Source organism: Rathayibacter sp. AY1E8, assembly GCF_002931415.1.
Lineage (GTDB): Bacteria > Actinomycetota > Actinomycetes > Actinomycetales > Microbacteriaceae > Rathayibacter.
This window is the reverse complement of record NZ_PSVI01000017.1, coordinates 1-11,984: the sequence shown is the minus strand read 5'-3', so window position 1 is coordinate 11,984 and position 11,984 is coordinate 1. Positions and strand designations below refer to the sequence as shown.

The window sequence follows — 11,984 nt, the reverse complement described above, 5'->3', positions numbered from 1 at the left end:
GCCCGCGGGAAACGTAGACTCGCACGGTGAAGGTTCTGGCGGCGATGAGCGGTGGAGTGGACTCGGCGGTGGCCGCGGCCCGCGCGGTGGAGGCTGGGCACGACGTGGTGGGCGTGCACCTCGCCCTGAGCAGGATGCCCGGCACGCTGCGCACCGGCAGCCGGGGGTGCTGCACGATCGAGGACTCGATGGACGCGCAGCGCGCCGCGAACGTCCTCGGCATCCCGTACTACGTGTGGGACTTCTCCGAGCGGTTCAAGCTGGACGTCGTCGACGACTTCGTCGCCGAGTACTCGGCGGGCCGCACCCCGAACCCCTGCATGCGCTGCAACGAGCGGATCAAGTTCGCCGCCCTGCTCGAGAAGGCTCTCGACCTCGGCTTCGACGCGGTCTGCACCGGCCACTACGCCTCCCTCCGCACCGCTGCCGACGGCTCCCCGGAGCTCCACCGCGCGAGCGACGAGGCGAAGGACCAGTCCTACGTCCTCGGCGTGCTGACGGAGCAGCAGTTGCGGCACTCGATGTTCCCGCTCGGCTCCACGCCGTCCAAGGCGATCGTGCGCGCGGAGGCGGCCGAGCGGGGCCTCAGCGTCGCGAGCAAGCCCGACAGCTACGACATCTGCTTCATCCCCGACGGCGACACCCGCGGCTGGCTCGCCGAGCGCGTCGCCCCCGAGACCGGAGCGGTCGTCGATCGGGACGGCGCGGTGGTCGGCTCCCACGAGGGCGCTCACGGGTACACGGTGGGCCAGCGCCGGGGCCTGCACCTCGGCGTCCCCGCGCCCGACGGTCGGCCGCGCTTCGTCCTGGAGGTGCGGCCGGTGAGCAACGAGGTCGTCGTCGGTCCGCGCGAGGCGCTGCGCATCGGCGAGATCGCCGGCGAGCGGTTCACCTGGGCGGGCGCCGCTCCCGAGGACGCGGACGCGCCCTTCCGCTGCGACGTCCAGATCCGCGCGCACGCCGACCCGGTCCCCGCCTCCGCGGTGGTGTCGCACGTCGATGGCAGGGTGGAGCTCGTGATCACTCCGGACTCGCCGCTCGACGGCGTCGCCCCCGGCCAGACGGCCGTCGTCTACCTCGGCACCCGCGTGCTGGGCCAGTGCACGATCGACCGCACGGTCGCGGCCGACGCCGCGGTGCTCCGGTGAGCGCCGTCGAGCCCGCCGCCCGCGTCGAGGAGCTGCGGGCGCGGATCCGGTCGGCGAGCGACGACTACTACGCGGCCGACTCCTCGCCGCTGTCCGACGCCGAGTACGACGCCCTGGTGCGCGAGCTCGCCGCGCTCGAGGCCGAGCACCCCGAGCTCGCCGCCGAGGACTCGCCGACGCGGACCGTCGGCGGGATCGTCGGAGCGGGCCTCGCCCCGATCGACCACGCCGAGCGGATGCTCTCCCTCGACAACGTGTTCTCGGCCGAGGAGCTGCGCGAGTGGTGCGAGAAGACGGTGGCCTCGGCCGACCGCCCCGTCGCCTGGCTCACGGAGCTCAAGATCGACGGGCTCGCGATCTCCCTCCACTACGAGGACGGCCGCCTCGTCACGGCGGCGACCCGCGGTGACGGCCGCACCGGCGAGGACGTCACCGTCAACGCCCTCCGCGTCGCGGGCATCCCCGAGCGCCTCTCCGGCGAGGGCCACCCGGCACTCGTCGAGGTCCGCGGCGAGGTCTTCATCCCCGTGGCCGCCTTCGCCGAGCTGAACGCACTCCAGGAGACGCTGCGCGACGAGGCGGTCGAGGAGGCGCGGACCCGCTGGTCGTCCCGCCCGCCCGCCACCCGAGGCGTCTTCGAGGAGGAGAAGGCGCGCACGAGCGCACTGCGGCGCTTCCCGACCTTCGCCAACCCGCGGAACGCGGCGAGCGGCGGCCTCCGCCAGCAGCTCGACAAGAAGTCGGGTCTCGACCTGCGCGCCGGCGAGGCGCGCGTCGGCTCCCTCGCGCTCTACGTGCACGGCATCGGCGCCTGGCCGGACCCGCCGGTCGCGACCCAGTCCGAGGTCTACGGGCTCCTCTCCTCCTGGGGGCTGCCGGTCAGCGGCCACAACCGCGTCTCGGCCTCGGTGGAGGAGGTGCTCGCCTTCGTCGAGCGCTACGGCCGCGAGCGGCACTCGGTCGAGCACGAGATCGACGGCGTGGTCGTGAAGGTGGACGAGCTCGAGCTGCACGACGAGCTCGGCGCCACCAGCCGGGCGCCGCGCTGGGCGATCGCCTACAAGTACCCGCCCGAGGAGGTGCACACGAAGCTCCTCGACATCGTCGTGAGCGTCGGGCGCACCGGCCGCGCGACGCCGTTCGCCCAGATGACCAAGGTGAAGGTCGCGGGGTCCGAGGTGCGCCAGGCCACGCTGCACAACGCCGACGTGGTCAGGGCCAAGGGCGTGCTCATCGGCGACACGGTCGTGCTGCGGAAGGCCGGGGACGTCATCCCCGAGGTGCTCGGCCCGGTGGTGGAGCTCCGCGACGGCTCCGAGCGCGAGTTCGTGATGCCGACGCAGTGCCCCGAGTGCGGCACCACGCTCGCTCCGGCCAAGGAGGGCGACGTCGACCTGCGCTGCCCCAACGCGGAGTCCTGCCCCGCGCAGGTCCGCGGGCGCGTCGAGCACATCGGCAGCCGCGGCGCGCTCGACATCGAGGCGCTCGGCGAGGTCAGCGCCGCCGCCCTGACCCAGCCCCTGGTGCCCGCCGAGCCGCCGCTGCGGACCGAGGCCGGCCTGTTCGAGCTCACGGTGGCCGATCTCTTCCCGATCGAGGTCGTCGTCCGCGACTCCGAGACCGGTCTGCAGAAGCTCGACGCGAAGGGCGATCCGAAGGTCGTCACGCCCTTCAAGCGCAAGCGGCAGCTCGCCAAGGACGGCGCCTTCGACCCGGAGGCGGGAGCCTTCGCGGGGGACGCCGCCTCCGTGCCCTCCACCAACGCCCTCCGGCTGGTCGAGAACATCGAGCGGGCGAAGACCAAGGAGCTGTGGCGTCTGCTGGTCTCGCTCAGCATCCGGCACGTCGGCCCGGTCGCCGCGCGCGCGCTGGCGGGCTACTTCGGCTCGCTCGACGCGATCCGCGGGGCGAGCCGCGACGAGCTCGCCGCGGTCGACGGGGTGGGCGGGATCATCGCCGACGCCCTGATCGCCTGGTTCGAGGTCGACTGGCACGTCGAGATCGTCGACCGCTGGGCCGCGGCCGGAGTGCGCTTCGCCACGCCCGGCCACCCCGGTCCCGGTGCCGCGGACGCCGCCGGCGGGGTGCTCGCGGGTCTCACGGTCGTGGCGACCGGCAGCCTGGAGGGGTACTCCCGCGAGGGGGCGCAGGAGGCCATCCTCGCGGCCGGCGGCAAGGCCGGCTCGAGCGTCTCCAAGAAGACCGACTACGTCGCCGCCGGTCCCGGCGCCGGCAGCAAGCTCGGCAAGGCCGAGGCCCTGGGGCTCCGGATCATCACCGCGGCCGAGTTCCACCTCCTGGTGACGGAGGGACCGGACGCGATCGCGCTGCCGGAGGAGGCGTCCGCCGACGCTCCGGAGGAGGCCGCCGCCGGCCCGGACGGGGACGTCGCCGGCGCATCGCGCTCCGACGCCTCGCCGGAGGACGACGCCGTGCCGGAGACCGACGCCGTCTCGGACGCGGCCGCCCCGAGCACGGAGGAGCCGACCGGGCCCGATGCCTGACGCGGGCGGCGGGGAGCGGCGTGCGTTCCTGCGCCGCTCCCTCGCCGACGCAGCGTCGCTCGCGCTCGACGCCGCGGCTCGGCCCACCACCGCCGAGCGTCGGACCGCCGAGGTGCTCGGGCGGATCGACCACGTGGTCGTGCTCTCCTTCGCCGGCCGCAGCCGCGACCAGGTCCTCGGCGCGCTCGACGACACGGACGGCCCGGTGTTCACCGGCGGCACGGACGCCGTGATGACAGCGCCCGGCCCGGACGATCCTCCGGGCGCGCGCTTCGCCCCCGAGATGCTGCCGGTGCACGCGCTCCTCGCCACGGCCTTCGCGCGGGCCGACCATTGGCGCGCCGACGGCCGCGATCCGCTGCCGGCGGCCCTGCACGCGGCCCGGGAGACCGGCACCGGCTGGGCTCTCGCGGTCGACGAGCGGCAGGGCGTCTCGACCACGCTCCTCGCCGATCCGGAGTGGCCCCACCGCGATCCTGGCGCCGCCGGCTCCCGCGGCGGGCGCCTCCTTCCCGTCGACGCGCTGGCCGCCGAGGCCGCTGCCGGCTCCCTGCCTCCGCTCGTCCTGGTCGAGCCGCGGTCCCTCGTCGATCCGGCCGACTTCGCCGACGCCGCAGCCGCCGGCACCGATCGATCCGCCGATGCGCGCCTCGCGGAGCAGCTGCTGCACGTCGTGTTCGACGCCGTCCGCGACGGGGAGCGGGCGGGGCGGCGGATGCTGCTCCTCGTCACCGCGCGGGGGAGCGCGGAGCGGCCCGGCACGGTGCCGGCGCTCGTGCTCGCCTCGGCCGTCCCCTCGGGTGCACGGATCGGCGTGCCGCTCGGTCCGGAGACTCCCGCGCAGCTCGTCCGCGCCCGGGCGGGCGGGCGCCGGGCCCTCGTCGATCCGCAGGTCCGGGAGCTGGCCGCACTCCTCGGCGGTCCCGACCGGTCCCTCGCGCGCTGGCCCCGCACGGCGCCGGCGTTCGCGCCGCCCGCGCCGGTCGGGCGGCGCCTCCGCGACGCAGCCCGCCGCGCGCACGTCGACCCCGAGCCGGAGGCCGGACTGCTCGCCCGCGTTCGAGCCGCCGTCCCGGGCGCGTCGCTACACTCCGAGCAGGCGCAGGCGGCGCAGGAGAGGCGGCGGAGATGACCAGCGAGCGGACTCCCTCGGAGCACGACGACGGAGCTCCCCGCTCCCGCTCGCGCCGCCGCTTCCTGGCCGGCACCGCCGCCGCCGGAGTCGGAGCCGGAGCCCTCGCCGGCGGCGCGATCGGCGCGGCCGTCGCCTCCGGCCCCCGCCGCGAGGAGGAGCCGCGACTGCCCGCCCGCACGGAGCCGGGATTCGACCACGTCGTCGTGATCATGTTCGAGAACCGCTCCTTCGACAACGTCCTCGGCCGCCTCTACGGACCGGACGACCTGCCCGCGGGCGAGAGCTTCGAGGGCCTCCTCCCCGACGAGCGGACGAACACCAGCGCCGGGGGACTGACCGTCGGCACGCACGTCTACGAGGGCGCCACCGACTCCGTGATGCGCCAGCCCGACCCGGACCCGGGCGAGGAGTACCCGCACGTCAACACCCAGCTCTTCGGCACGGTGGATCCGCCCGAGAACGCCGGCCGCACCGTCGGCGCCATGACCGCGCCCTTCAACGCGCCCGCCGACGCCTCCGCCCCGACGATGAGCGGCTTCCTCGAGGACTACGTCCAGCACCTGAGGGTGATGAAGAAGGGGCAGGAGCCCACGGCGGAGGAGGTGCGGACGATCATGGGCGGCTTCTCGCCGGAGATGCTGCCCGTCTTCTCCACCCTCGCCCGCGAGTTCGCCGTCTTCGACCAGTGGTTCTGCGCCGTCCCCTCCCAGACCTTCTGCAACCGGTCCTTCCTGCACGCGTCGACCTCGCACGGCTTCGTCACCAACAAGCAGGGCGGCGGCTACGAGAAGTGGCTCGCGGACGACCTGGCCGACGCGCCGACGGTGTTCAACCGCCTCGAGGAGGCGGGGAGGACCTGGCGCGTCTACTTCGACGCGCTGCAGGTGGTCTCGTACACCGGGTTCCTGCACGCGCCGGTGCTCGAGAAGTACTGGAAGACCCACTTCTCGACGATGGACCGGTTCTACGCCGACGTGGAGAACGGCGAGCTGCCCGACTACGCCTTCCTCGAGCCGCGGCTCGTCTTCGACCACAACGACATGCACCCGCCGACCGGGGTCCTGCACGAGGACGAGGTCGACGGCACGCCCGTCTACGACAGCGCGCTGTCCGACGTCCGCGCCGGCGAGCTGCTGCTGCACCAGGTGTACTCGGCCATCCGGGAGAGCGCGAGCACGACCGGCTCGAACGCGGTGAACACGCTGCTGCTGGCGACCTTCGACGAGCACGGCGGCCTCTACGACCACGTCCCCCCGCCGTCGGCGACTCCGCCGGGCGACGGCCGCGAGGGCGAGATGGGCTTCGCCTTCGACCGGCTCGGCTGCCGCGTGCCGGCGATCGCCGTCTCGGCGTACACGAGGGCCGGCACGATCGTGCACGACGAGCTGCACCACGGCGCCGTGATCCGGACCCTCAGCGCCCTGCACGGCCTCGAGCCGCTGACCGCTCGCGACGCCTCCGCCCCCGACCTCTTCGGGGTGCTGACGCTTGACGAGCCGCGGCAGATCGGCGACTGGCCGACCACGGTGCCGCAGTACCTGCCCCCGAACCCCGAGGCGGCACCGGCGCATCCGGCGCACGTGAACCGCGACAAGCCGCTGAGCCCGCCCGCCGTCGGCCTGATGGGCCTGCTGCTGGCCCGGTACGGCGAGCCCGGCGAGGACCTGCCGACCACCTACGAGGGGGCGTACAACGCACTCCTGAAGCACGGCTCCAGCCTCTTCGGCGGCTCCTGACGGGCGGGCGGCGCGGGCGGAGGCGGTGCGGGCGCGCCGAGTAGACTGGCGGCCGGAAATCCCCCCGAACCACCAGACGGAGACGCATGTCCGAGATCACGGCCGACACGGTCGCCCATCTGGCCCAGCTGGCCAGGATCGACCTCACTTCCGACGAGATCGGGAGCCTCACCAGGGAGCTCGGCCAGATCGTCGACTCCGTGCGCGCGGTCCAGGCCGTCGCCACGCCCGACGTGCCGGCGACCAGCCACCCGATCCCGCTCGAGAACGTCTTCCGGCCCGACGTGGTCGGCGAGACCCTCACGCTCGAGCAGGCGCTCTCCGGCGCGCCCGAGCACGACGGCAGCCGCTTCCAGGTCTCCGCGATCCTGGGGGAGGAGCAGTGAGCGCGCACGGCGACGAGCTCGTCCGCCTCAGCGCGTCCGCCCTCTCCGAGAAGCTGGCCGACGGCTCGGTCTCCTCGGTCGAGGCCACCCGCGCCCACCTCGAGCGCATCGACGCGGTCGACGGAGCGGTCCACGCCTTCCTCCACGTCGCGCGCGAGGGCGCGGTCGCGTCCGCCGAGGCGATCGACCGCCGGCGGGCCGACGGCGAGTCGCTGCACCCCCTCGCCGGGGTGCCTCTCGCGGTCAAGGACGTCATCGTCACGAACGACATGCCGACCACGAGCGGCTCCCGCATCCTCGAGGGCTGGCGCCCGCCTTACGACGCGACCGTCATGCGCAAGGTCCGCGAGGCCGGGCTGGTCCCGATCGGCAAGACCAACATGGACGAGTTCGCGATGGGCTCGACCACCGAGCGCAGCGCCTACGGCACCACCCACAACCCGTGGGACCTCGACCGCATCCCCGGCGGCTCCGGCGGCGGGTCCGCCGCGGCCGTCGCGAGCTACGAGGCGCCCCTGGCCCTCGGCTCCGACACCGGGGGATCGATCCGCCAGCCCGCGCACGTGACCGGCACCGTCGGCGTGAAGCCGACCTACGGCGGCGTGTCCCGCTACGGAGCGATCGCGCTCGCCTCGAGCCTCGACCAGATCGGCCCCGTCTCCCGGACGGTCCTCGACTCCGCGCTGCTGCACGACGTCATCGCGGGCCACGACCCGCGCGACTCGACGTCGCTGCGCGACTCCTGGCCCTCCTTCGCCGACGCGGTGCGCCGCGCCGACGTGACGGGCCTCCGGATCGGCGTGGTCAAGGAGCTCGACGGCGGCGAGGGCTTCCAGCCCGGCGTGCTGGCGCGCTTCCACGAGGCGCTCGAGATCCTGCAGGGCGCCGGAGCCGAGGTCGTCGAGGTGAGCCTCCCGAGCGTCGAGCACGCGGTCGCCGCCTACTACCTGATCCTCCCCGCGGAGGCCTCCAGCAACCTCGCCAAGTTCGACTCGGTCCGGTTCGGCCTCCGCGTCACGCCGGAGGGCGGCGGCACGGTCGAGCAGGTCATGTCCGCGACCCGCGAGCAGGGCTTCGGCCCCGAGGTCAAGCGCCGGATCATCCTCGGCACCTACGCGCTCTCGGCCGGCTACTACGACGCCTACTACGGCAGCGCGCAGAAGGTCCGGACCCTGGTGCAGCGGGACTTCGACGCGGCCTTCGCGGACGTCGACGTGATCGCCTCGCCGACGGCGCCGACGACCGCCTACCGCCTCGGCGAGAAGCTCGACGACCCGCTGGCGATGTACCGAGGCGACGTCGCGACCATCCCGGCGAACCTGGCCGGCATCCCCGGCATCTCCGTCCCCGCCGGCCTCGCCGACGAGGACGGGCTGCCCGTCGGCATCCAGTTCCTCGCTCCCGCCCGGGAGGACGTGCGCCTCTACACCGTGGGCGCCGCGCTCGAGGCGCTGCTCGAGGAGAAGTGGGGCCGCCCGCTCCTCGCGCAGGCTCCCGACCTGACCCACTCCGTGCTCTCCGCGACCGAGGAAGGTGCCGTCTGATGGCCTCCGCGCACACGTCCGCTCCCGAGCTGATGGACTACGACGAGGTCTTCGAGACCTTCGAGCCGGTGCTCGGCTTCGAGGTGCACGTCGAGCTCAACACGAAGACCAAGATGTTCTCGGACGCGCCGAACGAGTTCGGATCCGAGCCCAACACGAACGTGACCCCGGTCGACCTCGGCCTCCCGGGCTCGCTGCCGGTCGTGAACGAGCAGGCCGTCCGCTACTCGATCAGCCTCGGCCTCGCCCTGGGCTGCTCGATCGCCCCGTCCAGCCGCTTCGCGCGCAAGAACTACTTCTATCCGGACCTGGCGAAGAACTACCAGATCTCGCAGTTCGACGAGCCGATCGCCTTCGAGGGCTCGGTCGAGATCGAGCTGGCCGACGGCGCGCTCGTGCAGATCCCGATCGAGCGCGCGCACATGGAGGAGGACGCCGGCAAGCTCACGCACGTCGGCGGCGCCACCGGCCGCATCCAGGGCGCAGAGTACTCGCTCGTGGACTACAACCGCGCGGGGGTCCCGCTCGTCGAGATCGTCACGAAGCCGATCTACGGCGCGGGGAAGAGCGCACCCGAGTACGCGAAGGCCTACGTCGCGACGATCCGCGACATCGTGCTGGCCCTCGGCATCTCGGACGCCAAGATGGAGCGCGGCAACCTGCGCTGCGACGCGAACGTCTCGCTCCGCCCGATCGGCCAGGAGAAGCTCGGAACCCGCACCGAGACCAAGAACGTCAACTCGCTCCGCTCGGTCGAGCGCGCCGTCCGCTACGAGATCCAGCGCCAGGCGGCGATCCTCGCCGCGGGCGGCACGATCACGCAGGAGACGCGCCACTGGCACGAGGACACCGGCCGCACCTCCGCGGGACGGCCCAAGAGCGACGCCGACGACTACCGCTACTTCCCGGAGCCCGACCTGCTCCCGGTGGTGCCGAGCCCCGAGATGATCGAGGAGCTGCGCGCCGCGCTCCCCGAGAAGCCCGCCGACCGCCGCCGCCGCCTCAAGCAGGAGTGGGGCTTCACCGACCTCGAGTTCCAGGACGTCGCCAACAGCGGCCTGCTGGTCGAGATCACCGAGACCGTCTCCGCGGGAGCCGCTCCGCAGGCGGCCCGCAAGTGGTGGACCGGGGAGATCGCGCGCCTCGCGAACGCGGCGGGCGAGGACCCGGCCTCCCTGGTCACTCCGGCGCAGGTCGCCGAGCTCGCCGGTCTGATCGAGAGCGGCACGCTGACCGACCGCCTCGCCCGCGAGGTCCTCCAGGGCGTCATCGCCGGAGAGGGCACCCCGCAGGAGGTCGTCGACGCCCGGGGACTCGCGGTCGTCTCGGACGACGGAGCGCTCATCGAGGCGATCGACGCGGCACTGGCCTCGCAGCCCGACGTGCTCGCGAAGATCCGCGACGGCAAGGTGCAGGCCGCCGGTGCCGTGATCGGTGCCGTGATGAAGGCCATGAAGGGGCAGGCCGACGCTGCCCGCGTCCGCGAGCTCGTCCTGGAGCGCGCGGCCGGCTGAGCCGGTGCGCGGGGAGGTGCGGTCATGAGCGGTGGAACCGGCGACGCGCCCCTTCCCGCGCGGCTCGAGCTGCCGGCGGGCGCCCTCCTGCGTCCTCTCGTCTCGAGCGACGCGGACCTCCTGCACGCGGTGATCGGCGAGCAGCGACCGTGGCTCGCGGCTCTCCTCCGCGGGGACGATCCGGCCGCCTTGCCGTCGGCGTCCCTCGGCGACGACGTGCGCGGTCTCCTGCGCCTCGAGGAGGAGTCGCATGCGGGCAGAGCGCACGCGTTCCTGCTCGTCGGCCCGGACCGCACCGAGGCGCTGGGCGCTCTGAGCGTCCGGCCCGGCGGCGGCGACTCCGCCGAGGCCTCCTGGTGGGTCGTCTCCGCCGTCCGGGGCTCGCGGCTCGAGGAGGAGCTCGACGCCTACGCGCGCCGCTGGCTCCAGCAGCACTGGCCCTTCGACACAATCACCACGCCCGACAACCACCCCGACGATCCCGCCTCCCTGGCCGGGGCGGACATCGTGGCGCTCGTGCCCGTCGCGCCGGAGCGCACGGCCCTCCCCGACGCCGACGCCGCCTCGGCGGCGCTCCTCTGGGCGGAGTACCGCTCCACGCATCCGGGAGTCGACGAAGCGCTCCCGCCGGTCGAGTCGTTCGGCGACAGCACGGCGATGGCGGACGAGCTGCTGGGCCTCGTGCGGCGCGGAGTGAAGACGGCCACGGCGTCCCTCGCCGAGGAGGGGGCGCCCGTCGCGGGCGACCACTGGATCGTCTGCGACGGCGCGGGAGCGGCGCGTGTCGTCCTCGTGACGGACGAGGTGCGGACCGGTCCGCTCGACTCCGTCGACGACGCGTTCGCCTGGGCCGAGGGCGAGGGGGACCGCACGCGCGCCTCCTGGCTCGACGGCCACCGCCGCTACTTCGCCCGCGTCTCACCGGGCGGCATCGGCGACGTGGTCTTCGAGCGCTTCCACGTGGTCTGGCCGGAGGCCGACGCCGAGCGCGCCGCCGCCTTCGCCCGCTCGGTCGGAGCGTTCCGGCCCGAGGAGCTCGACGGGACTCCCGCGCAGACCTAGGGGGTTTCCCGGATGCCCCGCTCAGGCGCCCTGCGCCAGAGTGGAGTCATGGCTACTCTCGTGCGCCCCCGTCGGGGCAGGATCATCGCCGGCGTCTGTGCCGGTCTCGCCCGCCGATTCGGCTGGAGCCCCTTCGTGGTGCGTCTCCTGTTCGTGCTCTCGTGCCTCCTCCCGGGGCCGCAGATCATCGCCTACCTCGTGATGTGGGTGGTCATCCCGAAGCAGAAGTGACCGAGGCCTCCGCTCCGAGCAGCCTCTGAGAGAACGCTCAGCACCCGGAGCGGTGAGAGGCCTACCGTGGCGGTGTGCGTCCGTCGGGCGCCGAGGAGGAGATCATGGGATTCCTGGACCGACTGCTGGGCCGCGACGAGCAGCCCGAGAGCGCACGCCGCTCGACGTACGCGCCGCCGCAGGCCGCGGACCGCAGGCCCGAGTACGGCTCCCATCCGGCGACGTCTCCGCGCACCGACGATGAGCGTGCCATCGAGCGCTACCGCTACCTCCTCCGCACCGCGCCGCCCGAGGCGATCGAGCAGGTGCACCGCGAGGCCTTCGAGCAGCTGACCCCGGAGAAGCGCCAGCAGGTCTTCCGAGAGCTCAGCGAGGGGGCCCCTGTCGGCGACGCGCCGAAGGACGACGATCCCCGCACGCTCGCCCAGTCCGCCACGAGGAGCGAGCTGCGCCAGCCCGGATTCATGGAGCGGCGCTTCTCCGGCGGCGGAGGCATGGGCTTCGGCGGCGTCCTCGCCTCCTCGATGCTCGGCACGATCGCCGGGTTCGCGATCGGCTCGGCCATCGCGGGCGCGTTCCTCCCCGACGCGGGAGGCGACTACGCCGGCGGTGACGGCGGGGGAGACGCCTCGGCCGACGGCGGAGCGGATGCGGGAGGTGCGGACGCCTCCGGTGCGGACGCCGGAGACGGCGGCGGCTGGGGCGACTCCGGCGGCGGCGACTT

At 73.9% G+C, this 11,984-nt stretch carries 10 protein-coding genes; all 10 read left to right on the top strand.

The annotated features are described in order from the left end of the window. The first annotated feature begins 26 nt into the window (after nucleotides 1-26). Nucleotides 27-1,148 (top strand): tRNA 2-thiouridine(34) synthase MnmA, encoded by a 1,122-nt coding sequence (gene mnmA, locus C5C74_RS06950; RefSeq protein ID WP_181028759.1) that lies wholly within the window; start codon nucleotides 27-29, stop codon nucleotides 1,146-1,148. Then, on the top strand, nucleotides 1,145-3,652 hold the full coding sequence (gene ligA, locus C5C74_RS06945; RefSeq protein ID WP_146083018.1) for an NAD-dependent DNA ligase LigA: 2,508 nt from the start codon (nucleotides 1,145-1,147) through the stop codon (nucleotides 3,650-3,652). Before mnmA ends, ligA begins: the two co-directional genes overlap by 4 nt. Further along, on the top strand, nucleotides 3,645-4,784 hold the full coding sequence (locus C5C74_RS06940) for a hypothetical protein (RefSeq protein ID WP_104351217.1): 1,140 nt from the start codon (nucleotides 3,645-3,647) through the stop codon (nucleotides 4,782-4,784). Before ligA ends, C5C74_RS06940 begins: the two co-directional genes overlap by 8 nt. Next, nucleotides 4,781-6,523, top strand: a complete 1,743-nt coding sequence (locus tag C5C74_RS06935) for an alkaline phosphatase family protein (RefSeq protein WP_104351216.1) — start codon at nucleotides 4,781-4,783, stop codon at nucleotides 6,521-6,523. Before C5C74_RS06940 ends, C5C74_RS06935 begins: the two co-directional genes overlap by 4 nt. 86 nt (nucleotides 6,524-6,609) lie before the next feature. Continuing rightward, nucleotides 6,610-6,909 carry an Asp-tRNA(Asn)/Glu-tRNA(Gln) amidotransferase subunit GatC gene (gene gatC / locus C5C74_RS06930; protein WP_104223877.1) on the top strand — a complete coding sequence of 100 codons (300 nt, stop codon included), beginning with the start codon at nucleotides 6,610-6,612 and terminating at the stop codon, nucleotides 6,907-6,909. Continuing rightward, nucleotides 6,906-8,453: an Asp-tRNA(Asn)/Glu-tRNA(Gln) amidotransferase subunit GatA gene (gene gatA, locus C5C74_RS06925; RefSeq protein WP_104351215.1), complete on the top strand. Its 1,548-nt coding sequence runs from the start codon at nucleotides 6,906-6,908 to the stop codon at nucleotides 8,451-8,453. Before gatC ends, gatA begins: the two co-directional genes overlap by 4 nt. Then, nucleotides 8,453-9,967, top strand: coding sequence for an Asp-tRNA(Asn)/Glu-tRNA(Gln) amidotransferase subunit GatB (gene gatB, locus C5C74_RS06920; protein ID WP_104351214.1), 1,515 nt, complete (start codon nucleotides 8,453-8,455; stop codon nucleotides 9,965-9,967). Before gatA ends, gatB begins: the two co-directional genes overlap by 1 nt. A 24-nt stretch (nucleotides 9,968-9,991) precedes the next feature. Beyond that, a complete protein-coding gene (locus C5C74_RS06915) occupies nucleotides 9,992-11,029 on the top strand; it encodes an ASCH domain-containing protein (protein ID WP_104351213.1) in 1,038 nt (345 codons plus the stop codon). Nucleotides 11,030-11,077: 48 nt separating this feature from the next. Then, nucleotides 11,078-11,260, top strand: a complete 183-nt coding sequence (locus tag C5C74_RS06910; protein WP_104223873.1) for a PspC domain-containing protein — start codon at nucleotides 11,078-11,080, stop codon at nucleotides 11,258-11,260. A gap of 104 nt (nucleotides 11,261-11,364) precedes the next feature. Then, on the top strand, nucleotides 11,365-11,984 hold a 620-nt coding region (locus tag C5C74_RS06905), incomplete at its 3' end, for a hypothetical protein (RefSeq protein ID WP_104351232.1).

Bases quoted from the DNA above. Each gene is read 5' to 3' on its own strand.
- C5C74_RS06910 (WP_104223873.1), top strand. From the start codon at position 11,078: ATGGCTACTCTCGTGCGCCCCCGTCGGGGCAGGATCATCGCCGGCGTC.
- gatC (WP_104223877.1), top strand. From the start codon at position 6,610: ATGTCCGAGATCACGGCCGACACGGTCGCCCATCTGGCCCAGCTGGCC.
- gatB (WP_104351214.1), top strand. From the start codon at position 8,453: ATGGCCTCCGCGCACACGTCCGCTCCCGAGCTGATGGACTACGACGAG.
- C5C74_RS06940 (WP_104351217.1), top strand. From the start codon at position 3,645: ATGCCTGACGCGGGCGGCGGGGAGCGGCGTGCGTTCCTGCGCCGCTCC.
- C5C74_RS06935 (WP_104351216.1), top strand. From the start codon at position 4,781: ATGACCAGCGAGCGGACTCCCTCGGAGCACGACGACGGAGCTCCCCGC.
- C5C74_RS06915 (WP_104351213.1), top strand. From the start codon at position 9,992: ATGAGCGGTGGAACCGGCGACGCGCCCCTTCCCGCGCGGCTCGAGCTG.